The organism is Paenarthrobacter sp. 10N417, from assembly GCF_056394745.1.
The window spans coordinates 40,910-64,817 of the sequence record NZ_JBFTIL010000023.1 but is presented as its reverse complement, the minus strand read 5'-3'; the positions used below and the strand labels follow the sequence as shown (position 1 = coordinate 64,817).

Annotated in this window: 17 protein-coding genes; 11 read left to right on the top strand and 6 right to left on the bottom strand. The window is 62.4% G+C overall.

Features of this window, described 5'->3' with window-relative positions; all coding sequences use genetic code 11:
- Positions 1 to 22 precede the first annotated feature (22 nt).
- The 4 genes from AC1DCM_RS22290 to sufU all read left to right on the top strand — a co-directional run bounded on the left by AC1DCM_RS22290 (position 23) and on the right by sufU (position 7,637).
- Positions 23 to 2,686, top strand: a complete 2,664-nt coding sequence (locus tag AC1DCM_RS22290; RefSeq protein WP_477519764.1) for a helix-turn-helix transcriptional regulator — start codon at positions 23 to 25, stop codon at positions 2,684 to 2,686.
- Positions 2,687 to 3,155: 469 nt separating this feature from the next.
- A complete protein-coding gene (locus AC1DCM_RS22285; protein WP_477519763.1) occupies positions 3,156 to 5,663 on the top strand; it encodes an ATP-binding protein in 2,508 nt (835 codons plus the stop codon).
- 133 nt (positions 5,664 to 5,796) lie between these two features.
- Entirely contained in the window at positions 5,797 to 7,125 is a 1,329-nt protein-coding gene (locus AC1DCM_RS22280) for a cysteine desulfurase (RefSeq protein WP_477519762.1), read from the top strand.
- Positions 7,126 to 7,184: 59 nt separating this feature from the next.
- On the top strand, positions 7,185 to 7,637 hold the full coding sequence (gene sufU, locus AC1DCM_RS22275; RefSeq protein ID WP_442006301.1) for a Fe-S cluster assembly sulfur transfer protein SufU: 453 nt from the start codon (positions 7,185 to 7,187) through the stop codon (positions 7,635 to 7,637).
- A gap of 32 nt (positions 7,638 to 7,669) precedes the next feature.
- Here the strand turns inward: sufU and nhaA are convergent, their stop codons facing one another.
- The 3 genes from nhaA to AC1DCM_RS22260 form a co-directional block, all read right to left on the bottom strand.
- Positions 7,670 to 8,968 carry a Na+/H+ antiporter NhaA gene (gene nhaA / locus AC1DCM_RS22270; protein ID WP_477519761.1) on the bottom strand — a complete coding sequence of 433 codons (1,299 nt, stop codon included), beginning with the start codon at positions 8,966 to 8,968 and terminating at the stop codon, positions 7,670 to 7,672.
- A 158-nt stretch (positions 8,969 to 9,126) separates the two neighbouring features.
- On the bottom strand, positions 9,127 to 9,348 hold the full coding sequence (locus AC1DCM_RS22265) for an SCO4848 family membrane protein (protein ID WP_442006299.1): 222 nt from the start codon (positions 9,346 to 9,348) through the stop codon (positions 9,127 to 9,129).
- A gap of 1 nt (position 9,349) precedes the next feature.
- Positions 9,350 to 9,847, bottom strand: coding sequence for a DUF2505 domain-containing protein (locus AC1DCM_RS22260; protein ID WP_431119148.1), 498 nt, complete (start codon positions 9,845 to 9,847; stop codon positions 9,350 to 9,352).
- A 193-nt stretch (positions 9,848 to 10,040) separates the two neighbouring features.
- On the opposite strand from AC1DCM_RS22260, the gene mfd reads away from it, so the two are divergent.
- The 7 genes from mfd (at position 10,041) to AC1DCM_RS22225 (ending at position 21,788) form a co-directional block, all read left to right on the top strand.
- The gene (gene mfd, locus AC1DCM_RS22255) at positions 10,041 to 13,673 is read left to right on the top strand and encodes a transcription-repair coupling factor (protein WP_477519760.1); all 3,633 of its coding nucleotides are present in this window, start codon (positions 10,041 to 10,043) and stop codon (positions 13,671 to 13,673) included.
- A 4-nt stretch (positions 13,674 to 13,677) separates the two neighbouring features.
- Positions 13,678 to 14,487 (top strand): metal-dependent hydrolase, encoded by an 810-nt coding sequence (locus tag AC1DCM_RS22250; RefSeq protein WP_477519759.1) that lies wholly within the window; start codon positions 13,678 to 13,680, stop codon positions 14,485 to 14,487.
- A gap of 94 nt (positions 14,488 to 14,581) precedes the next feature.
- Positions 14,582 to 15,394, top strand: a complete 813-nt coding sequence (locus tag AC1DCM_RS22245; protein ID WP_477519758.1) for a glycosyltransferase — start codon at positions 14,582 to 14,584, stop codon at positions 15,392 to 15,394.
- Complete coding sequence (locus AC1DCM_RS22240) at positions 15,391 to 16,821, top strand: glycosyltransferase family 4 protein (RefSeq protein ID WP_477519757.1); 1,431 nt, start codon at positions 15,391 to 15,393, stop codon at positions 16,819 to 16,821. The genes AC1DCM_RS22245 and AC1DCM_RS22240 overlap by 4 nt, the downstream gene beginning before the upstream one ends.
- 35 nt (positions 16,822 to 16,856) lie before the next feature.
- Positions 16,857 to 19,841: a hypothetical protein gene (locus tag AC1DCM_RS22235; RefSeq protein ID WP_477519756.1), complete on the top strand. Its 2,985-nt coding sequence runs from the start codon at positions 16,857 to 16,859 to the stop codon at positions 19,839 to 19,841.
- A 5-nt stretch (positions 19,842 to 19,846) separates the two neighbouring features.
- Positions 19,847 to 20,989, top strand: a complete 1,143-nt coding sequence (locus AC1DCM_RS22230; protein ID WP_477519755.1) for a glycosyltransferase family 4 protein — start codon at positions 19,847 to 19,849, stop codon at positions 20,987 to 20,989.
- Complete coding sequence (locus AC1DCM_RS22225; RefSeq protein ID WP_477519754.1) at positions 20,979 to 21,788, top strand: PIG-L deacetylase family protein; 810 nt, start codon at positions 20,979 to 20,981, stop codon at positions 21,786 to 21,788. The genes AC1DCM_RS22230 and AC1DCM_RS22225 overlap by 11 nt, the downstream gene beginning before the upstream one ends.
- A gap of 61 nt (positions 21,789 to 21,849) precedes the next feature.
- Here the strand turns inward: AC1DCM_RS22225 and AC1DCM_RS22220 are convergent, their stop codons facing one another.
- The 3 genes from AC1DCM_RS22220 to AC1DCM_RS22210 all read right to left on the bottom strand — a co-directional run bounded on the left by AC1DCM_RS22220 (position 21,850) and on the right by AC1DCM_RS22210 (position 23,810).
- Positions 21,850 to 22,077, bottom strand: a complete 228-nt coding sequence (locus AC1DCM_RS22220; protein WP_442006291.1) for a hypothetical protein — start codon at positions 22,075 to 22,077, stop codon at positions 21,850 to 21,852.
- A 52-nt stretch (positions 22,078 to 22,129) separates the two neighbouring features.
- The gene (deoC, locus tag AC1DCM_RS22215; protein WP_477513762.1) at positions 22,130 to 22,822 is read right to left on the bottom strand and encodes a deoxyribose-phosphate aldolase; all 693 of its coding nucleotides are present in this window, start codon (positions 22,820 to 22,822) and stop codon (positions 22,130 to 22,132) included.
- A 127-nt stretch (positions 22,823 to 22,949) separates the two neighbouring features.
- Positions 22,950 to 23,810: an FAD-dependent oxidoreductase gene (locus AC1DCM_RS22210; protein WP_477519753.1), complete on the bottom strand. Its 861-nt coding sequence runs from the start codon at positions 23,808 to 23,810 to the stop codon at positions 22,950 to 22,952.
- Between the last annotated feature and the right edge of the window lie 98 nt (positions 23,811 to 23,908).

Here is a 23,908-nt window from a genome sequence, read left to right as displayed (position 1 = left end):
TCCGTCAACCGGGTGCGTGCCCATGCAGGCTGAGTACCTTGTTGGCCGGGACGCGGAGTTGGACCTGGCGACTGAAATATTGAGGCAGGAGGGGGCGGGCGCCGTCCTGCTCCTTGCCGACCCCGGCATCGGTAAAACGGCCATGGCCGAAGAGATCGCCGCCCGCTTGGCAGGCGAAATGGTGGTGATGCGGATCCATGGCAGCCCCGCCCTGTCCGCTGTTCCTTTCGGTGTCCTGGCGCCGTATCTCCTGGACCTGCCCGTGGAACAGGCCACGTCGCCAGTGGCTATCCTCCGCGAGTTTTGGTCCCAGTTCGAGAAAAGGCGCGGAAGCGAAGGTGCAAGGCTCCTTTTGGTAGTGGACGATGCCCATGACCTCGATGAGGCCAGCAGCCAGATTCTGGCCGAGTTGGTGACGGCTGGCTGGGCGCGGCTCGTGGCTACCAGCAGGCCACGGCCCGGACTGCCTCCTGCCCTGCTCCAGCTCTGGTACGACGGCTTGGCAGAGCGCTTCGAACTCCATCCCCTGGAAAAGGAAGAAGTGGCCGAGCTCGCAGGGAAAACCCTGGGTGGGTCGGTCATGGCAAGCACCACAGATGTTTTGCATTCTGTTTCGGAGGGCAACCCCCTGCTGCTCCGTTGCCTCCTGGAAGACTCAAAGGCTGACGGAAACCTGGTGCGCCGAAATGGCGTCTGGTTCCTCACGAGTGCCCTCTCCGGCGCCGGCGAGGGCCTCTCTGAAGTGGTTCGGAACAAAGTCCTGCGAACCAGCGAGGCTGAACGGGAGGCGATGTACATCATCGCCCTTTCCGAACCCGTGCCCGCCGCTGTACTCGACGCGCTTGTGGGCAGGGATACGCTGCGGTCGCTGATGGACAACAGGCTCGTGACTTCCAGTAATGGCGCCGGTAGCCCGGTGAAAATGTGGCACCCGATGTATGGTGAGGCGCTTCGCCACATCGTTTCGCCCGCCCGCAGCCTCCAGATCCGCCAGCGTATGGTCCAGCACCTGCCCGCGGAACCCTCCACGGCGGAGGGTCTGCTTCGAATGGTGAGTTGGGCGCTGGACTGTGGTGCCGACGTCGAGGACGAACAGTTGCTGCGGGCGGCGTTCCTCGCCGCAAAACTCCTGCAGAATCCACTCGCGCTGCAGGCCGCTGCCAAGGTTCGCTCCGAAGCGCTGCGTCCCCGTGCCCGTGCCGTCATGGCAATGGTCAAATACAACGACGGCGACTACCGCAGTGCCGTGCAGTTGCTCGGGGAAGATGCAGGGTTCCTGGACGCCGATCCGTCCGGGCCCTTGGGTGCCGGACTGCTGTGGGGGGCTGCAAGGTCCGCAATGGGGGACAGCTCGGGTGACATCCTGGCGGACGCTCACTCGGCCGCTGACGCGCTAGTGGCGGGCCACAACGCCCAGGACCCTGTGGTCCAGCAAATTCGCCGGCATGCTGCAGCTTTGGAATTGGCGGCGCTGGCCCATGACGGCCGCTATGGGGAGCTGCGCGAGGGACTTGCCACGTTCCCGGCCGGTCTTGCCGTGGACGAGCCGGATTTCGTCATGAACCAGCTTTTCCTGCTGGCCATGCAGTGCGAGTTGCTCATGGTGGAGGGCCAGGCGGTGCAGGCATTGGAGATGGGCAGGGAAGCGCTGGTGTTGCTGGATGAACACCATGACGACCTCCTGTACTTCACTGACTTCATCCTGGTCCGCTATGCCTTGGCCGCGTTGGAATCCGGTGACTGGGCGGCAGCCGAAGCCGCGCTGAACCGCTATGCCGCCAGCTCCGCCATGGGGCTTATAACGTTCGGCGGCGACATCCAGGCGCTCAAAGGAGTGTCCTTGCTCCGGCAGGGACGTTTGGAACAAGCCAGCGCTGTGCTGACGCCCGCGGTGGAGGCCCTCCGTGTGAAGGACCCGCAGAGGTTGCGCCGTCTGGGCAACGCGCTTGCGTTTTATGCTGCCGCCAGGTCGGGAAATAACGAACTGGCCCAACGCCTGTCCGTGGATACGGTAGTGGTCCCGGCTGCCGGTGGCGCCTATGTTGAAGCCCTGGCTGAGATCTTTACCCTTGCTGCCAAGGAGCATTTGAATAAAGGAACAGGGCTGGAGAAGCTGCGGAGCCTCCCTGATTCCACGCATTTGCATCAACTTCCGGGCGTCCTGCTCCAGAACCTGGTCCTCAGGGCAGAGCTGGGGGACCAGCACGTAATGGACCCGATCCGGGAGACTGCCTCGTCAATGGCTGGGGCATGGGCAGGCGGCTGGCACATGCTGGCGACCGCCCAGGTGGACGGCGCCGGCGATGCTTTCGTTAACGCGGGCAATCTGCTGGCCGCTGGAGGCATGCCAGGGCCAGCGGCCACAGCTTTCGACAAGGCCGCCATCGCCTTTGATGCCGAGGGCAAGCGCCCGGAGGCGCGGCAGGCGGCCGTGCTGCGCGACGTCAGCGAGGCCAGCCTTGGGGACACACAGCTCCACGACCCCCACACCGAGGTAGACCGGTCCGTGCCCCTGACCCGGCGGGAGCAGGATATTGTGGCGCTGGCCGTTTCCGGACTCACTGACCGTCAGATCGCAGAGAAACTCATGGTCTCCGTCCGCACGGTGGAGGGCCACTTGTACCGCAGCTATGCCAAGCTGGGCATCCGCCGGCGCGAGGACCTTGGGGCTGCTGTCCGCAATTGACGCACGGCAATTTGAGTAGCCTCCGACGCCCGCGAGCACCACGTGGACGCGGTATTGCACCTATTACCACCAATCAATGGAGTAACCCGGGCCCTATCCCCGACGGGACCAAGTAGTGCCCCTCCAAGGTACTGAGTACAACAGAGTATCGGGGCCTGGAAACCGCCCTACTAATCGAGTACCGATTACTGGTGTTCTGATTTCCGGCACGCGGTTAACTGATCTTGGAAGGAAGGAAAGCCCCAAGCATCCCCCGAATTCCATATCGAAATACCGCATCGGTGGTCTCTTTTAGCCGGTGCTCCGGCCGTCGAGAGGCGGTCCGGCCCTGGACGAAGCCGGCGGCGACAGAGTCTTCTGAGACCGAGACTCTCCCCCCAGCCGTCGCCGGCTTCTAGGCCAGGGATCCCGCAAACTCGCGGAAGCCTAAATTCTCCCGGACCAAGGGACTGCTGCTATTGGAGTGCGCATGTTGCCGGACCCCTGGCTGGACCAAGACACTGTCACAGTCGGGCTGAGGCCGCCAACATTCCCGGACCGGAAGCAGATCCTGGATCTGATCCTTTCGGCAGTACCATCTCCTTCCAGCAACGGCATAGTTGTGACCGGCGACAGGGGATCTGGAAAGAGCCATTTGTTGCTCTCCATCAAAGCAGGACTCCCGGACTCCGTGGACGTTCGCACATTCGCCGGCAAACCGGAACTCCAGACAATCGTCTACGGTGCTTTGAGCGCACCGGTAGAGCCCTCCGGCGAACAAACGGCCCTCCCCGGACTTCATGTCCTGCGGGCGCTCACCCAAAGCCTGGGTCCAGCGGAATACCTGTACACACCACCGTTTGCGCGGCGTCGAGGCAAGCGTCACCCTGAGCCTAAACGGCCTCCACTGGTCCTCCTCGTGGACGACATCCACTTCGTTGATCCTGCATCCCTGGCGGTTTTGCTGCAGCTGATGCCGGGATTCGGAGCCACCTTGGTGGCGACGGCGGACAGCCGCCGCCCGCTTCCGCCGGATCTGTACCAATTGTGGGAAGAAGGATTTCTCGAGCAGTACTTCCTGGCTCCCTTTACGTTCAGCGAGGCACAGGCCCTGTCCGAGGACGTACTGGGCGGAAAGGTTCAAAGGCGCGCCAGCAGTCTTCTGGCGTCGATGTGCGGATTCAACGTAGGACTCCTTTGCCTCGCCATCCAGGATGCACGCAACGCCCACCTCCTGGTGGAGCGCGACGGTTACTGGACCATGGACGTACGGGCACATTGCCAATGGCCAGGGGTGGTTGAGCATGTCCGGGCCGACATCTCCCAGCATGCTGCGGAAGAACTGAAGGCGTTGGAGGTTATTGCGCTCGCCGAGCCCCTGGCCTTGGATGTTGTTGAGCACCACTTCGGCCAGAAAGCCGTGGAACACCTTCTTGACTCACACGACATCCGGGTGCTGCCTGGAAGGCCGCCGCTTGTCCGTACGAGTTCCTGGCTGAGGGGCGAGGGCATCCGGCTGTCCGTTCCCCACTCGCGCAGCACGGCGCTCCGACTTGGCATCGAGGAGCCGGCACTCACGGCGGATTCTGCACCCGCCATGCTGCGGTGGATGACGTGGACCCTCGATTGCGGGCTGAGCCTCTCCGACGAACTCATCCTCGCCGCAGCGCCTGCCGCTGATAAACCGTCCACCGCTGAGCTGGCTATCCGGGCTTCCGTGGGCATCAACGGTTCAAGTCACCGAGATGAAGCCAGACTGCTCCGTGCCAGGGCACTCATTGCCGAAGGACAGCTCAAAGAAGCAGCACCGGAGCTGCGTGAGTTGGTGGGCGCAGGAGTGCCGGCGGAGGTGCAGGCCGAGGCTGCTTCCCGCTTGATGGGCCTCAGCCTTTTGGGAGCGGCCTCACCCATGCCGCCAAAGCCCGACGGCGGGGCGCAAGGGCTGGAGGAACCCTCAGATCCAGCCGCCCGGGTCATGTGGAATGTCCATGAGGCCGAACAGCTCCTGCTGTCCGGTGACGCTCCACAAGCGTTGGAAAAGTCTTCTGCTGCCTTGGCCGCCATCAACGCCGATCCGGCGCTGGAAATGTTCCGGCCAGGGGTCCTCCTCCGCCACGTTTTCCACCTGCGGCACAACCTGTCATGGAGCCAGGTGGACGCCCTCCTGGATTGCCCGTGGGCCTACGCGGTACCAGCGCACCTCGCGTGGTGCCTGGAAGTAGCGCGGGGATATGCGCAGCTCAGCCAGGGCCTTCCCCGGGCCGCCTTGCGAACGCTGGAACCCGTTGTGGCTGAACTGCACGACGCCGGCCTGCCGCCGGTTCTTCAGCTGGCATCGGCGATGCTGGCCTACTCCGCTGCGCTGTGCGGTGATTCGGAGCAGGCCATGGCAAGGGTGCAGCAAAGCTTGGTGGCGGGAAAGGACGCAGCCGGCGAAACCCCCGCCAGCCCAGCGCACAACAGTCCCGCCCACGCCGGCCCAACTCGTGAAGGCTTTTCTGACGAAGGTCTGTTGCCCCAGCTGAGCGCTCTGCTCGTGGCGGCTGCACAGGATAAGGTTTCGCGCAAACCGAGGCACTTGTTTGCGGTAGCCGAGGCATTCCATGACCAGCAAAGTCCTTTGATGGAAGCCGAGGCGTTGACCCTCATGACGCTTAACGCAAGCAAGTCCGCCGTCGAGGACCTCGTGGTGCAGCGCCGCCTTGGTGAGCTTGCCGCCTCGTTGCAGGGGGCCCGGGCGGCGGCGATGGGAACCTTCGCATCGGCCTTGCTGGGCAATGATCCCAAGCTGCTTGAGTCCGCCGGCAAGAGTCTGTCTGCAGACCGGCAATTCGCAGAGGCGGCCCTCTGTTACGCGCGGGCGGCCAGCGGCTATGAAGCAAGGACCCGCAGTGCGGCGAGCCGCCGCGCCTGGACCTTGATGGAGCGGCTGCACGGGGCTTTCGACAGCGATGTTGCTCCGCCACTGGGATGGCTGCCCGGTACTGCAGGCCATTGACGTACTGCAGGCCATTGAAGGACTGCTGGAGACTGAAATAATGCAGGCCACTGACGTGCTGTACGGCACATCTCCGGGGACGTCGGGCCGTGGGATAATTGAGTGTCCCCGAAGGATTTCCAAGGAGTGCCCCTTGACAGTCGTATCAACTCCCGCCTCATTGCAGCAGTCCGTGGTTCCTGCCATGGACAATGCGGAGGTGTTGCGGATCCGGAACGACTTCCCCGTCCTGGACCAACTGGTCAACGGCAAGCCGTTGATCTATCTCGATTCCGGGGCTACGTCCCAGAACCCCTTGAGCGTGATCGAGGCCGAGCAGGAGTTCTACGAGCAACGCAACGCCGCAGTCCACCGTGGTGCACACCAACTTGCGGTGAGCGCGACTGAGGCCTTTGAGGATGCCCGCCAGACGGTGGCGGACTTTATCGGCGCCCAGTACGAGGAAACCGTGTGGACGTCCAATGCGACGGAGGGCCTGAACCTCATTAGCTACGCTCTGTCCAACGCCGCTTTGTGGGCTGCGCAGGGCCGTGGCAGCTCAGCGTTGAAGGAGCTGGGGATCGGCCCCGGCGACGAAATCGTGGTCACGGAGATGGAGCACCACGCCAACCTGATCCCCTGGCAGGAGCTCGCCTTCCGGACCGGAGCCACACTCAAGTACATTCCCATCACTGACGATGGCACCCTTCGCCTGGACGCCGCAGCAGAGATCGTGGGGGAGCGCACCCGCCTGCTGGCTTTCACCCACGCCTCCAACGTTCTGGGCACCATCAACCCCGTTGCCGAACTCGTGGCTCTCGCCCGACGCGCGGGGGCGTTGGTGGTCCTGGATGCTTGCCAGTCAGTGCCTCACATGCCCATTGACGTCAAGGACCTGGACGTCGACTTCGCTGTGTTCTCGGGCCATAAGATGTTGGCCCCCACGGGCGTCGGCGTCCTGTACGGCAAGCAGGAACTCCTGGATGTCCTTCCGCMGTTCCTCACAGGTGGTTCCATGATCACTACCGTCACCATGGAGCGCGCCGAATATTTGCCTGCCCCACAGCGCTTCGAAGCCGGAACCCAGCGCATCTCCCAGGCGGTTGCCCTTGCCACTGCCATGAACTACTTGTCCGAAACCGGGATCGACCGCATCCATGCTTGGGAAGCCACGTTGGGTCAGCGCCTGGTCAAGGGACTTGAGGGCATCGACGGCATCCGCGTGGTGGGCCCTGCTTCTGGTGCGGAACGCATCGGGCTGGCTGCTTTCGACGTCGCCGGGGTCCATGCGCACGACGTCGGCCAGTTCCTTGACGATCGCGGCATCGCCGTCCGCGTCGGCCACCATTGCGCCCAGCCGCTGCACCGCCGCTTGGGGCTGACTGCTACTACCCGGGCAAGTACGTACCTTTACAACACCACGGACGACGTCGATGCCTTCCTTGACGCCGTGTCTGGCGTTCGGGCCTATTTCCAGGCCTGACCCACGCGGCCGAACTGCAGCCGCTCCCCACACACTTCCACGAACGGGTAACCAGCACCATGAGTCTTGACCAGCTGTACCAGCAGATCATCCTGGACCACTCCAAGCAGCGGCACGGCAGCGGGCTCGCGGGCACGGAAGTCCCAACGGGCACGTCAACCGGGCAATCCCACCAACTCAACCCGGTCTGCGGGGACGAGGTAACGCTCCGACTGGCTGTCGCCGATGGAACGGTCAGGCAGATCAGCTGGGACGGTGAAGGCTGTTCCATCTCCATGGCGTCGGCTTCAGTGTTGACCGACCTCGGCGAGGGAATGTCGGTAGAGGAATTGCACGCCGTGATCGATAACTTCCGTGAGGTCCTCCGCTCGCGTGGAAAGGTGCAGGCGGATCCAGAGATTCTGGGAGACGCTGCCGCGTTCGAAGGTGTGGCCCGCTACGCCGCCCGGGTTAAATGCGCCATGATTTCGTGGGTTGCTGCGGAGGACGCGCTGAACCAGGCGACGGCCTAGCAGCCCATCGAGCAGGGCGGAGCAGCCCCGCGCTAGGCGCGGCTGAAGACGTCAGGTACGCCGTCGCCGTCGTCGTCCCGTTGTTCTTCTGCCTGAACCAGGCGGTACCGCCGGTTCCGGGCCCTGAGCACGACGGCGGCCAGCAGCGCCGCGATCAGGGAACCTGAGAGGATGGCCACCTTGGCGTGGTCATTGTGTGCAGATCCCGCGCCGAAGCTCAGCTCGCCGATCAACAGGGAGACGGTGAACCCGATCCCCGCCAGCAGTGCCAACCCAAAGAGGTCGATCCACGCAATGCTGGAATCCAGGCTCGCACGGGTGGTTTTGGTCACCAGGAACGTGGTACCGAAGACGCCTACGGCCTTGCCTATTACCAACGCCGCAACAATTCCCACGGCCACCGGATCACTGAGCGCGGCCCRCATGCCGTCGAACCCGCCCAGCGCCACCCCCGCGGAGAAAAACGCGAAGACAGGCACGGCGAATCCCGCGGAGAATGGGCGCAGCCGGTGCTCGAAGTGCTCAGCGAGCCCTTCCTCCGGCTCACCCTTTTTCCCGCTGTTGAAGACCGGAACCGCAAAGCCCAGCAGCACCCCGGCCACGGTGGCATGGATGCCGGAGGCATGGACGAAGCCCCAGGTGGCCAGGGCCAAGGGGAGCAGGATGTACCAACTGCGGATCCGCTTCTGGACCAGGAACGTGAAAAGGGTCAGCGGCACCAGCGCGGCCAGGAGCATGAGGGGCTGGATCCCGGTGGAGTAGAAGAAAGCGATGATGCCGATGGCGATGAGGTCGTCCACTACCGCGAGAGTCAGCAGGAAAGTCCGGAGCGCGGCGGGAAGGTGTGTGTTGATAACGGCAAGCACGGCCAGGGCGAATGCGATGTCCGTAGCCGTGGGAATGGCCCAGCCTTTGAGTGTCTCCGAGGCGGAGCCGAGGTTGAAGAGGACGTAGATCAGGGCAGGAATAACAACTCCGCCGACGGCGGCGGCCACCGGTACAACGGCGCGGGCCGGTTTCCGGAGTTCCCCGGCAACGAACTCCCGTTTGAGTTCAAGGCCTGCGAGGAAGAAGAACACAGCCAGCAGGCCGTCGGAGGCCCAATGCCCGACGCTGAGCTGCAGGTGCCAAGGTTCGTAGCCTATTTTGAGGTCGCGTAATGCGAAGTAACCGTCAGCGGCGGGGGAGTTTGCCCAAATCAGCGCAATGACGGTGGCGGCCAGAAGGAGAGCGCCGCCCACGGTCTCTGTTCGAAGGATCGAGAGGATCCGGCGGTACTCGGGGTAGCTGGAGCGGCTGAAAACAATGGTGGTCAGGGGTTGTTTGGCCACGGTGGCTCCTGTGGGTCGAGTAGTCAAGGGCAGGCATCGCAAAGACACCGCCGACCAGACTTCCCGGCACACCAAAGTCCATTCTACCCAAGTGAGTCGCAGCAGTGCGCGCTATGAGCTCTCAAAACGCGCACTGCTGCGACTTACTTGGGCGAAACTTAGGCGAGAAGCCCCGTGATCCCGATGACCGCCGTCGCTAGTCCCAGCACCATGGAAATGGACACCAGGACCACGTGGACGGTCAGGAACCTTGTGGCCTTCCCCGCAGCGTCGCGGGCCCGGGGGTCCTTCATGACGCGCTTCAGGAACTGCGGCCATACAACCAGGGACCATACGCCGGCAACGATCAGGACCCAGCCCAGAATGGCGGGGAGCTGCATGCTAGTGGCTTTCGAGCCAGGCCTGCGCCTGCTGGGACTGGATGTTCAGGGCCTTGCCAACCATCGGTTCAGCAGCATCGGCAATCTTGCCGCCGAGGAACGGAACGGACGAGGAAACGTTGCCCTCGAGCTCGATCCGGGTGTTCGCGCCTTCAGCCACGAGGCGCTGGACGGCTGTGACGTCAAGCGGAGCGCCGGAGACCTTCAAGGCAATCTTGCTGGCGCGGGAGCCGTCTGCTGCGGGCGCCTCCCACTGCTCGGTCTGCGTAACGGTCAGGCGCTCGCCCACGAACTTGCGGGCAATATCCGGCAGACGGGTAGTGGGCAGAGTACGAACCGTGGTGGTGCTGAAAGCGCCGGCAGGGTCGCCGTCGATCGTGAACGATTCCAGGGAGCCGCCCACCAGTTCGCTCGTGTGACGCAGGAAGTCTTCGTCGACAAAGACGGCCGCTACTCGGTCAACGCTGTGCGGCAGGGTGGTGGATGCACTCAGGGCCATGGGTCCTCCGTGGATATGTTGGTGGTGAAGCTCTTTTAGCTCCCAACATCCTACGGGGTGTCCGTGGCCACAGCGGAAATGTCCCGCCATCAACGGGCCCTGAGGGAGGGGTAGGCTGGAATGACCCGGCATTCGTTCGAATTTCCGGGCATTTGTGTTGCCTGCCCTTGGACCCACCCTAGGAGTTTCAGCCATGAGCCTCAACGGTCTGCGCCGCGCACTGGCGGAGGACAAGACTTTTGCGCGCGTCCGAACTGAGGCTCAGCGGCCCTTTTCGGCCCGGAGCACGGACTACCAGATCAGCGCCCCTACCGGGATGCGGGCAGTTCTCCTTGCAGAAATGGCCGATGGCCTTGCTGCCCAAGGAGCCGACGCCGCGAACGCCCCTGTTGTGCTGGCAGTCACCGCCACCGGGCGTGAGGCCGAGGACCTGACAGCGGCACTCGCCTCCTATCTCCCCGCGGACTCGGTGGCTGCTTTCCCCAGTTGGGAAACCCTCCCGCACGAGCGGCTCTCGCCGCGTTCGGACACCGTAGGTCGCAGGCTCTCCGTCCTGCGCCGCCTGACCCACCCTGAAACCTCGACGGCGGCACCCTTGCGTGTGGTGGTTGCTCCGGTTCGCGCCGTGGTCCAGCCGATTGTTGCCGGTTTGGGCGACCTCGTTCCCGTAACGCTGCAGGTAGGACAGGAACGCTCGTTCACCGATGTTGTCCGGGCCCTCTCCGACGCCGCTTATGCCCGGGTTGACATGGTGACGCACCGAGGTGAATTCGCGGTTCGCGGCGGCATCCTGGATGTTTTCCCTCCCACGGAGGACCACCCCATCCGTGTGGAGTTCTTCGGCGATGAAGTTGACCAAATGCGGTGGTTCGCTGTGGCCGACCAGCGTTCGCTGTCCGCTCCCGGGATCCACCACCCCACGGAACTGCACGCCCCGCCGTGCCGTGAAATCCTGATCACGCCCTCCGTCATGTCCCGCGCTGCCAAGCTCAAAGCCGATATGCCGGCGGCGGCTGACATGCTGGAGAAGATCGCCGGTGGCATCGCCGTTGAAGGTATGGAGTCCTTGGCTCCGGTCCTGGTGGATGCCATGGTCCCGTTCGTGGACCAGCTTCCGGCCGGGTCCTTGAGCGTGGTCATCGAACCGGAAAAGGTTCGCACCCGCGCGCACGACCTCGCCGCAACCAACGAAGAGTTCCTGGAAGCTGCTTGGTCAACGGCGTCCGACGGCGGTTCCGCGCCCCTTGATCTGTCCTCCCAGGCATCCACTGACTTGCACGCCGCGAGCTTCCGTTCCCTGACAGACACCCGATCCGCCGCCTTGGAACACAGCGTTTCCTGGTGGTCCATCACCTCGCTCGCGACCGATGAGGACCTGGTGCTGGACATCGACGTCCTGAACCTCCATGCCCGGGAACCGCGTGGTTACCAGGGCGAGGTCGCGGAAATGCTGGACTTCATCGGCTCACGTGTCCGCGAGCAGTGGCGCTTGGTAGTTGTTACGGACGGCCCGGGACCGGCCCAGCGCCTGGTTGAGCTGTTCCACGATGCCGACATCCCCTGTGCACGCGTGGACTCGCTGGACAAGGATCCACAGCCGGGCATCATCGAGGTGACCACTGCCGCCGTCGGGCGTGGTTTTGTCCTTGACGGCCTCAAACTGGGCCTTTTGACCGAAGCGGACCTGCTGGGCCGCGCCACCGCCAGTTCCACCAAGGACATGCGGCGCATGCCGTCCAAGCGGCGGAATGCCGTGGACCCCTTGCAATTGCACGCAGGCGACTTTGTGGTGCACGAGCAGCACGGAATCGGCCGGTTCGTGGAGCTCATTCAGCGCAAGGTGACCGGTACGTCGTCCTCCGATGCAGGGCTGCGTGAATACTTGGTGCTGGAGTACGCAGCATCCAAGCGTGGCGCTCCGGGGGACCGCTTGTTTGTCCCCACGGACCAGTTGGATCAGGTCACCCGCTACGTCGGCGGGGACGCCCCTGCCTTGAGCAAGATGGGCGGCGCTGACTGGGCCAGCACCAAGTCCAAGGCCCGCAAGGCCGTCAAGGAGATCGCCGGAGAGCTCATCCGGCTGTACTCGGCCCGGATGGCCTCCCGCGGACACGCCTTCGCCCCGGACACCCCCTGGCAGCGCGAGCTCGAGGAAGCTTTCCCGTATGTGGAGACCCCCGACCAGCTGACCACCATCAACGAAGTCAAGGCGGACATGGAGCGGGAAATCCCGATGGATCGCCTCGTTTCCGGGGACGTCGGCTACGGCAAAACCGAGATCGCAGTCCGAGCGGCCTTCAAAGCTGTCCAGGACGGCAAGCAGGTAGCGGTCCTGGTGCCCACCACGCTGTTGGCCCAGCAGCACTACGAGACCTTCACCGAACGTTTCTCCGGATTCCCGCTGCGGGTGAAGCCCCTTTCGCGGTTCCAGAGCGGCAAAGAAGCCAAGGAAACAGCCGAGGGCGTCAAGAGCGGCGCCGTCGATGTTGTGATCGGCACGCACCGGCTGCTGTCCAAGGACTTTGAGTTCAAGGACCTGGGGTTGGTGATCGTGGATGAAGAGCAGCGCTTCGGTGTGGAACACAAGGAAGCACTGAAGAAGATGCGCACCAACGTGGACGTGCTGGCCATGAGTGCCACGCCGATTCCGCGTACCTTGGAAATGTCCCTGACGGGTATCCGCGAGACGTCCACGCTGGCAACCCCGCCGGAGGAACGCCACCCGGTACTCACCTATGTGGGTCCGTTCACCAACAAGCAGACGTCAGCGGCCATTCGTCGTGAGCTGATGCGCGAAGGGCAGGTGTTCTTCGTGCATAACCGCGTGTCCTCGATTGAACGAATTGCCGCACAGATCCGCGAGCTGGTCCCCGAGGCCAGGGTGGAAGTGGCGCACGGCCAGATGTCCGAGAGCCGCCTTGAGAAGATCATTGTGGACTTCTGGGAGAAACGCTTCGACGTCCTGGTCTGCACCACCATCATTGAAACCGGGCTGGACATCTCCAACGCCAACACCCTGATTGTGGACGGCGCCGACAAGTACGGACTTTCGCAGCTCCACCAGCTCCGTGGACGTGTTGGTCGTGGCCGTGAACGTGCCTACGCCTACTTCCTCTATCCTTCGGAAAAGCCCTTGGGCGAGGTGGCCCTGGAGCGGCTCAAGGCTGTGGCGGCACACAACGAGCTCGGCGCCGGCATGCAGTTGGCTATGAAAGACCTCGAAATCCGTGGTGCGGGAAACCTGCTGGGCGGTGAGCAGTCCGGACATATCCAGGGAGTGGGCTTCGACCTTTACATCCGGCTCGTGGGCGAGGCTGTTGCCGAGTACCGCGGCGAGGCCGAGGAAAAGGCAGCCGAGATGAAGATCGAGCTGCCCGTCAACGCCCACTTGCCGCATGATTATGTGCCGGGTGAGAGGTTGCGCCTGGAGGCCTACCGGAAGCTGGCCGCGGCGGTGACCAGCGAGGCCATCGATGAGGTCCTCGCCGAACTCGTGGACCGGTACGGTGAGCCGCCCTTGCCGGCGCAGAACCTCATCGCCGTGGCCCGATTCCGGGTGGGGGCCCGCGAGGCCGGCCTGTCCGACGTCGCGCTCCAAGGCAACTTCATCCGCTTCTCGCCGGCGCAATTGCCCGAATCCAAAACCATGCGCCTGAACCGCATGTACCCGGGTTCCCAGGTCAAGCCTGCGCTGGATGCTGTGCTGATCCCCAAGCCCAAAACGGCCAGGATCGGTGGCCGTGATCTGCAGGACGCCGAGATCCTCCACTGGGCCAACAACGTGATCGAAGCGATCTTCTCAGATGTACCCGTAAAGGCAGGCTAAGCGAATGATGGGAGGACACCACGCCGCGTCGGGAGCCGCGGCGTGGATTGCCATTGCCTCGACCGGCCCCTACGCCTTGGGCTGGTATCCGCTGGACTCCACCGGCATCCTGATCGGAGCCATGGCGACGGCGGGCACCGCCTTGGTGTGCGACTGGGACCACCGGCACAGCACCATTGCGAATTCGCTGCCGCCGCTTTCGAATGTCATTGCAGTGGGAATCGAGAAAGCCAGCGGAGGGCACCGGCAAGGCACACACTCGCTGTTGGGAGCCTCGGCCTTTGTAGTGCTGGCAGCCATGGCAGCTCAATTTCAGATGATCACGCCGGCAGGGAAGCTCTCTGTTGGCGCTGGTTTGCTGTGTATGTTCATGATCAACCTGGCAGCTAAGGCTTTGAACCTGTTTCCGAAGTCCGGCTGGATCACCAACTGGCTGTTCGCTGTGGTGATGGCTGGCCTGGTGACCTGGTTTGCACCGGATCAATGGGGTTGGTTGCCGCTGTCAATGCTGACGGGTGTCGTCGTCCACATTGTGGGGGACATGATCACCGTGGGTGGCGTCCCGTTGCTGTGGCCGATCGTCATCAAGCCACCTAAATTCCTCAGGAAATCACTGATCAGTGGCATTTGGCGGGCCAACGGGGCTTTTTCGATTCCGCTGCTGGGCAGGGCTGGATCACGGCGCGAGTGGCTGGTGCTGATTCCTGTCAGCGGATACGCCATGGTTGGAATGGGGGCAGCGGGTTGGGCTCTGGCCCAGCAACATTGGCCTGGAGTGCTAGCGGCATTGGGTGGTGTGATCCAGGCCCCTTGATCGGGACGCCAAGTTGGCGTCATGTCTCGCGGCCTGTGCCCACTCCCTTTACGAGAAAACGAACTTTTACGTTTTCACGTATACGGAGGTTCAGATGGCTGTGCTCCACTCACGCAGTATGCACATCGGCAGCAGGGGAGGCCTTCAGGCACTGCGACATGCAGATTCACTGCGCCGTTCCTTGGTTGATCTTGAAGTCATAATTCCGGCCTACAACGAGGCCGGACGGATTCCCAATACCCTGCTGCAGGCCGTCGATTTCCTGGCAAGTCAACCGTGGTCTTCGAGGATCGTGGTGGTGGATAACGGCAGCGTTGACGAGACCGGGGCTGTAGTCCGCCGTATTTCGCGCGAGACAGGAAGCCGTGAGACAGGGAGCACCGTCCCGATTTCCGTGATCGGGTGTTCCCGTCGCGGCAAGGGGGCAGCTGTCCGCCGGGGCCTCCTCAGCGGTACGTCACGTTTCACCGGATTCTTTGATGCCGATCTGGCCACACCCTTGGATACGCTGACTGCTGCCATGTCCCACCTCGAAGAGGGTGCTGCAGCAGTTATTGCCTCGCGCCACGCGCCGGGTTCCACCCTTGTCCGTCCGCAACAACTGGGACGCCGCGTCGGCGGTACTGCTTTCCGCGCACTGACCAAGTCCAAAGTGAAGGGCATCTTCGATACCCAGTGCGGCTTCAAATTTTTTGAGCGGTCCTCGCTGACGACTGCCATGGTCCAATGCCGCGCGACGGGATTCGCCTTTGATGTGGAGCTGCTTCTGAGGCTGCAACACCAAGGGGCCCGAATCATCGAACTGCCTGTCGCCTGGACTGACGGAGAATCGTCAACCTTCCGGCCATTCCACGACGGAATCGCCAGTTTTGCCTCCGTGCTTCAACTAGAGAAATCGATCCTATGACCAGTGCTTTCCCAATGTCGCCGACACATCTTGCTGGAAAGCACGTACTTATCCTGAACTGGCGTGACGTCGGCCATTCCCAGGCCGGGGGCGCCGAGCAATATATGCACGAGATTTCCCGCAGGTGGATAGAGGCCGGGGCTGAAGTCACGTGGTTTACCGGACGTGAAGCGAACCAGGCTGCGGAGGACGTCATCGACGGCATCCGGATACTTCGCGCTGGCGGTCCCTTGGCAATCTATGCCCACGCCGCGCTCAAGCTCGTGCGAACAGGCAGTCTTTACGATGCTGTGGTGGATTGCCAGAACGGAATCCCGTTCTTCTCGCCGCTCTTCATGCCGGGCAGGACGCCGATCATTCAACTGATCCATCACGTTCACCAAGAGCAATTCAGCAGCAGGTTCTCTCCGCCCTTGGCTGCCCTCGGTCGTTTCCTGGAAAGCCGCGGCGCAAAAGCTGTCTATGGCCAGCGTGCCATTGTTGCCGTATCACCCTCCACACGGTTGGAACTTCGCAGGCTCGGGTTCTCCGGTCCTATATACGTAGTACCCAATGGCACCATCGACGTCCCGGCCGAGGTTGGGCCCAGGGCGCCTGAGCCCACCATTACGGTGGTCAGCCGCTTGGTGCCGCACAAACGACTGGACTTGCTGCTGGGCCAGGTTGCCGTTGCAGCCTCCCGTATCCCTAATCTGCGCCTGGAAATCGTGGGCGATGGGCCCGAAAGAGGCCGCCTTCAGCAACTCGCGATGGACCTGGGGCTAAGCCACGTTGTGACTTTCCACGGCTATCAGCCCAACGAGGTCCGCAACAGGCTGCTGAACCGGGCATGGCTTACTACTTCCACGTCGGCGTCCGAGGGCTGGGGATGTTCAGTCATCGAGGCAGCGGCTTGGGGCGTTCCCTGCCTTGCATTGCGTGTTCCAGGCATCCGCGATTCCGTAGTGGACGGCAGCACAGGATGGTTGGTGGATACAGCCAAGGAATTCGGGAGCGCCATGGTTGCCGCCTTGGAGGCGTTGGCTGCCCATGAGGCATCGCAGGAGTTCTCTGCACAATGCCAGGAGTGGGCACGTTGCTTTACGTGGGAGCGGAGTTCGGCGCTTCTGGCTGGTGTTGTCCTTGAAGAGACGCAAAGCCTGGAAGCCACCGGTGGACGCAGTTCCCGCTCCGATATGTCCACACTGGTTCGTTTCGAACTACCGCCAGGCACCGATCTCCGGGCCATACTGCGTCCCACCGATGAAGTGTGGGAGGGCGACGGCCAAGCCTCGGTACTGATGAAAGGCCGCGATGAGTTCGAAGCCTTCGCGGTTTTGAAGCAGATCGGAGTTGACTCGGCAGAGTTGCAACCGGCCGGACGAAGCGTCCTGCTGGCCGGACCCGCAAGCGCTGCTTCGCCTGCCCACGCCGTTGATGGCCTGTAGGGCGCATACGGCCGGAATCGGCCAGGAGTGTGGACATGGCTGACACTTTGCTTCAAACGGATCAGGAAACCAAGCCCGGTGGTGTGGAAAGTCTGCCGGGACGGAGAAACAAAGTAGGTGAGAACAGCAAAGTAGGGGAGAACAGCGTCTTCCTGGCGATGTCGGCCGGTGTAGTGGGTGCAGTCAGTTACGCCTGCAGTTTACTCATGGCCAACATGCTGCCAACCATCGACTACACGCATTTTGCGTCGGCCGCGATGCTGATGGGAATCGTGGGGATTGTCGCATCAGCGCTGGTACCTCTTCCCTTGTCCCATGTAGTCGCGGTCAATCCTGAAGGCTCCGAGGAACGCAAGGATGGCCTGGCCTTCTCGGTTTTTGTGTCATGCCTGGCGGGAGCAGCGGCAGCCGTAGTGACAGGAATGGTGACTCTGGCCTTTGCCACACCAGCGCTGGCTGGAGCTGTAGCGCTGGGTTCGCTGGCCATCTTCATCGTGACGGCACCCTCGGGCTGGTTGCAGGGTGAATTGCGTTTCACYTGGGTTGCCCTGACAAACATCGGCGAAGTTGTCCTCAGGCTCGGGTTCAGTGTGTTGGTGATCTTCCTGGCCTGGGGTGCCGGGGGAGCGGTCCTCGGATTTGCTGTGGGTTCAGTAGCTCCACTTGCCGTGCCACTTTCCTTCTACCGGGACCTGCATTGGCGTCCGCGTGTGCTTCTGGACAAATGGCGGTGGGCGGAGACCATCGAGATCGCATCGGTGCTGTGCGTAGTTTCGGTACTGGTTGGCCTGGATGTTGTGGTGGTTGGATTTCTGGACGAAGGATCCTCCGCTGCAGCCGGATTCCAAGCTTTGGCGTCAGTTGCCAAGGGGCCGGTGTATGTGGCGGCTGGTACTGCCTTGGTGGTTTTCCCCTTGCTACGCACCCCAGGCGCGGACGTGCGCAAGATCCTTGGAGCCGCCTTCACCTCCTTTGGGCAATTGGCGGTAGTGGCCTTCGTCATTATCGCGACGGCACCGCACGCGCTGGCCGGGCTGATTGCGCCCCAGAAGTATCACGGCTCCCTGGAGCTGCTGCCATGGTTGGCGGTAGCTGGCCTTGGCTACGCGGTGCTGATGGTACTGTCCACCATCCTTCTCGCGGTGAGGGCGTACCGGCGATGCCAGGTAGGCCTTGCCGTCGCTTGCCTTCTGGTGGTGGGTGGGTTGTGGGCTGGCTGGTGTCTGAATGCTGTTGCCGGCATGGCAGTGGGCTCAGCGGCGGGTTCCGTGCTGGCCTCCGTGGTTCTGGCCCTTATAGCTCGTCCCGTTCTTGCCGCCGCCAAGCGTCCGGGAGGCGTGGCCTGGCGGTGGTTTGCCTACCCAGCCGGACTGGCTGTCGTGCTGGGCGTGGCCAGCCAGTTTCAACCATTGCTGTGGCTGCTCCTGGCGTCCGGCGCAGGCTCTGCCATACTGGCACATCAGCGCGGTCTGTTGCCCGGCTGGAGCAAAGTTGCGCGGCGTGTTCAGAGACTCACGGGCATCTGGATGCCGTTCTTCGCCGTTGTTGCCGGAGCCTTCTGCGTTCGTGCCCTAGGTCTTGAACGGGGCTTCGAGCTCTGGGTGGATGAGTTGCTGTACGTGCGTTTAGGCGAGTCTGTCAGTACAGGCCACTTTCCCACGCTCCCTGACGGGCCCTTCTTCCTCCACCCGCCCGGTTATTTCATCCTTGAAGCCGGCATCATCAGGCTGTTTAACGTCTCTGGTGAAATTGTGGATGTCGTACTGCAGTTGCGATGGCTCAACGCCGCGCTCGGAGCACTGACAGTGGGTTTGGGGTTCCTCCTTGTCAAAAGGCTCACCAGTGCCGCGCCCGCGTGGCTCTGCGCTGTGCTACTTGCGTTCGAGCCTTTCATTCTGCGCAACAACAGCCATGCCTTCCTCGAGACCTCGGCCATGGCGGCTGTGCTTGCAGGGTTTTTGATATTGCTGCGAACGCCGAAGCGAGCAAAGGAAGCTGTCCCTTTCCTGCGATTGGCTGTAGCGGGATTGCTTCTGGGATACGGAGTTCTGTGCAAGGACTTCTTCATCATCTGCACCTTCGTTCCGGTGCTGGTTGCTGTGTTGTGGAAGCAGACCCTGCCCTGGCGAAAAGCTGCGGTGGTGGCGGCGGTGGCTGCCATTCCCTATGCCGCTTACCTCGCCGTGGTAGCGCTGCGGGGACAAATGCCGGATTGGGTGTGGGCCAAAAGCAATGGGCTGCTTCGGATGTCCGGGGTTGAGAAGAACACGGGTTTCACGGCGGAAGGCTCGCCGAGCATCGTGTCCCGGTTGATCGAGCAGAGCGGTCACTTTGGCACCAGTTATATTCTCCTGGCACTGTGTCCCGTAGTGAGCCTCCTCTTGTGCTTCAGCCTTCATGCAGGGCGGCGGTTTGTTGGACTGGCGGGGCTGGCCCTGGGTGTCGCGGGCGCCTACAGCGCCATCTTCGGCACCTTCGAAGAGCAATATGGGTATGGCGTCATCGTGGCAGGGGTCCTGTGCTCCGTGCTGGCCGTGGTGGAGCTCATTGAGAGATATCCGAAGGGTCGAAGGGCCTTCGCGGCGATGTCCATCTGCTTCATTGCCTTGACCGTGCTTCTCGGGATGCGCACGGCACTCACTGTGGACAATGGCTTTGCCAGTGCGAGGCAGTGGGTCACAGCGAACCTGCCCGCTGATGCGCGCGTCAGCGTCACCAACAGCACCGGGGAGTTGGTATTCAGGGACGACGCCAGGTTCGGAATCTGGCCATCAGCACCCTTGATGAAAGAGCATGGCGTCAATTACATCCTGACCCAGTCGCTGCCCATCAGCCAGGGATACGGCTACGCGAATCCCACGATGCTCGCCTGGCTAAAGGAGCACGCAACCCCTGTTTTCACTTCCGAGGGACCCACCAATGGTGATACGACGCTCTGGTTCGTGCGGGAAGCGGATCTGGACGTTGCGGCATCGGCGAATATCRGGTTCCCGTCCAAAGACCATGGCACAGAACGGTAAACATCATGAGGGTTTTACATCTTGGGTTCGAAGACCCAGGCATGCCCGGCGCCGGTGGCGGATCAGTGCGGACCCACGAGATCAACCGTCGGCTCGCTGCCAACGGCTTCCGAATGACGGTCCTGACCACCAGATACCCCGGGTGGTCTGAACGTGTGCAGGACGGCGTTCACTACGTGCCGATCGGAATAGGGCATGGGCGGAACAGGTTAGCCCGGCTCCTGGGCTACGTGCTGATGCTGCCCTTTGAGGTTCGACGGCGTCGCGGAGCCGCTGATCTGGTGGTGGAAGACTTTTTCGCGCCGTTTTCCAGCATGGCTGCGCCGCTCTGGACAAAGCGCCCCACAGTTGGCCTGGTCCAGTGGCTGCATGCGCGAGAGAAAGCACGTGAATATGGGTTGCCCTTGCATTGGGTGGAACAGTGGGGTGTTAGGCGTTACCGGCGGATGATCGCAGTGTCGCAGGGCATCGCTGACCGCTTGACGGCCATGAACCCCCACGTTCGTGTGGAGGTGATCGGTAATGGTGTGGATCCCGCAGCCTGGAAACCCGAACCCAAACCCGGACAGGACATCCTATGCATTGGGCGTTTGGAGTTCGGTGGCAAAGGTCTCGATTTGCTGCTGGCAGCATGGGAAGAATGTGCGGGCCGCGTGGATGGCCAGCTCCTGATTGCAGGTGCTGGCCCTGATGAAGGAAAGCTGCGCGCCGTCATTGAAGAGAGGGGCCTTTCCAGCCGGGTACGGCTCCTTGGGTGGCTCTCCGGGGAGCAGAAATTCCAGGCAATGAGTGATGCGCGGCTTGTGGTTGTTCCCTCCAGGCAGGAGACCTTTGGGTTGGTGGCCATCGAGTCATTGGCTGTTGGAACTCCGGTCATTGCCTTCGATATCCCGTGCTTGAGGGAGATTGTCCCCGACGCCGCCGGCTGGTTGGTTCCGGCGTTCGACGTAGATGCCCTTGCTGCTGAGATAACGCGCAGATACGCACAGGACGGACTGATGGAGGTGGGAGCCCAAGGCAGGGCGTTTGCTTCAGGCTTCAATTGGGACCGGCTCGCCGAAATGCAGGCCACATCCTTTCGCAATGCAGTTGCTGAAGCAGCTCCAACCGGGCCTCATCCACAGGAAGGGCCTCCGCATGGCAAGTGAATCAAAAATCGAACGATCCTTGGCAGGCGACGCTCCCTGGCTGTTCCTGTCGCCCCACCTTGATGACGCGGTTTTGTCCTGTGGTGCGCTTATCGAGGCGCAGGCGCAGGAACGGGAGATCATCGTGGCAACTGTGTTCACGGAAGCCTCCCCTGCACCGCACACCCGGGCCGCCCGCTCTTTCGTGCGTCAGTCCACGCTTGAGGATGGTGTCCAACTATTCGAGGCCCGCAAAGCAGAGGACAAGGCTGTCCTTGCTGCCATGGGCGTACAGCTCATACATCTGGGTGCCGTGGATGCCTTGTTCCGTCGTCGCCAGTTACCGCGGCTCGCCAGAGGCGCGTGGAACAAGCTCCTGCCGGAACTGACGCACCGCTACTCGACGTATAGATTCGACATCGCGCTCGGACGAATAGCGCGGGGAGATAAAACGCTTATCCGGCAACTCCAGGACGATGTTGCCGAGCTAATGGCCGTGACCAAGGCCGAACTGCTCTTCGTTCCTGTAGGTGTGGGTAGCCATGTTGACCACCTCATCACCCGCAAGGCCGGGGAGGGCCACCCTGAAAACCTGGTCCTTTACTCGGACTTTCCCTACGATTTGGTCTCGCCGCCGGATACGGCAGGGTTAGCGCGCCTTGGGTATCAACCGTGGATTTGGGAAGAAGGCTTGTCATCCAAGCACCCGCGGATCAGGCAGTACTCCACACAAGCAAATGGGTTGTTCCCCAGCGGTGTAATTCCCATCAAAGCGGAAACCTACTTTGTCCCGCATCCTTCCCGAAGCTCAAGCAGTTAAGCCCGCCCCAAAAGCAATGGCCCAGGCGTTAGCCCGGGCCATTGAAAAACTGCGTGAACGTTTAGCTTTCGCCAGCTGAGTCCGAGCGGCCAAGGATGGTCTGCGGAATCCAGAATGCGAGGGCGAACAGGCCCAGGCAGACGGCCATCGGCCACGGGTTATCCAGGCTGAGGAAGGACAGGGAGTAGATAGCGCCCAGGAAGAGCACGATCATGACCACGAACAGGACAATGCTTGTGCCGAGGTTGTTCTCTTTTTCAATGGGGGCGCTTGTTGCGTTCTTGGACATTCATTCCTCCTCGGCCCCGCAGGGCTCAAAATCTGTGGCGGTTGCGGATGCCTCAGTAATCCGATGAACCCTGTTCACCTTTGACAATGGCTATTCCGGAACTCGCTCCGATACGTGTTGCACCAGCAGCAATCATAGCCTGTGCGTCAGCCAGGGACCGCACTCCGCCTGACGCCTTGACCCCAACATCAGGTCCGACGGTCTTGCGCATCAGGGCAACGTCTTCAACGGTTGCTCCGCCGCCGTTGAAACCAGTGGAGGTCTTGACGAAGTCAGCCCCTGCCTCCACGGCGGCTTCGCAGGCAATGACCTTCTGTTCATCGGTCAGCATGGACGTCTCGATGATGACCTTCAGGATCGCTTCGCCGGCGTGGACAGCTTCGGCGACGGCGGTGATGTCATCCACCAAGGCACCCTTGTCATTCGCGCGGGCGGCCGCCATGTTGATCACCATGTCGATCTCATCGGCGCCATCCAACACCGCGCCGCGGGCTTCGAATGCCTTGACGTCGCTGGGTGTGGCGCCCAGCGGGAACCCAATAACGGAGCAGGTCAAGACTCCGGATCCTTTGAGGGCCTTGGTGACGGTCTTGACCCAGATCGGATTGACGCAGACGGACTTGAATTTGTACTCGACGGCCTCGGCGCAAACCTTCAAAACCTCGGCCTCGCTGGCCTCCGGCTTCAACAGTGTGTGGTCGATGTACGAGGCGATGCTTGCAGGCGCGACGGCTTCGTTGCTCATGGGATCCTTCCGTGCCGGGCGTGGCCGGCCCGATGGCCGCAGGGTTGTCACTGCCCGTCAAAGGACCATCTTGCCATATGGTCCGGGTGCCGGTTGGGGTTGTCCACAATGGCAAGAGAAGCAGCAGTCAGGCCGCCATCGCGGCCTGCTGGTTGCTGCCCCATACGCCCAACAGCATCCCCGAGGCGCACAGCATCGCGGAGGATTCGGCAGAAAGGAGAAGACCCAGTCGGAGGCCGTCGCAGGAAGCCGCGTCGCCAATCGCCCAAATGCCGGGGACGGAGGTGGTGAGATCGCGCCCTACTGCGATCCCGCCGTCGGAGGCAATCAGGAGACCTGCGCTTTCGGCAAGCTCGCTGCGCGCGATACGTTCCTCGGCGAGGACCACGAGGTCGCCGTTCATGCTGCTGCCGTCTTCGAACAGGATGCCGGTCGCCGCTGGCGTGGAACCTGAGGTGGAACGAACGACGGCGGCTGGCCTGAGGGTGGTGCGGACGGGACGGACACCGCGGGCCCGGAGCACGGCCTCTGCCTGGCCCGCTGCGGGACCATTGCCCACGAGGATTCCCAGCGGGCGCCGACCGACGATCCTGGTGACGTCCTTGATTGCTTCACCGATGTTCGCGGCGTCATCGATGGTGGAGTAGCTCAGACCGTCTTCGGCCCCGGCGACCGGCGGAAGGCTTGGAGCTGAACCCGTGGCGATCACGAGTTGGTCGTAGGAGAACTCCATGCCGTCCACGGTGGTGACGATCTTTGCTGCGGCGTCAATGAAGCTTGCCGGCTGCCCGAACCGGACCGAGACCTGCGGCAGTTCTGCCAGTTCCAGGAGCGCCTCGGGGCATTCGTCGCGATTGCTGAGCACGGTGACGGTGCCATCGAAGGGGCGTTGCCGGGAACCTGAACCGCTGCCGGCCAGCCGCCGCACCAAAGCCTGGGCTGCGGGACCTGCGCCTGCAATGACGATGTGAACGGGTGTGGAGGACATGTTTGGCCCTTTCGCTGGCGTGACCTGTTGATCATCAGCGTAGGGTGCCGGTTTTTCGCGGGTGTTTCCCCCTTGTTGCCATCTTTTGCAGATCGGTA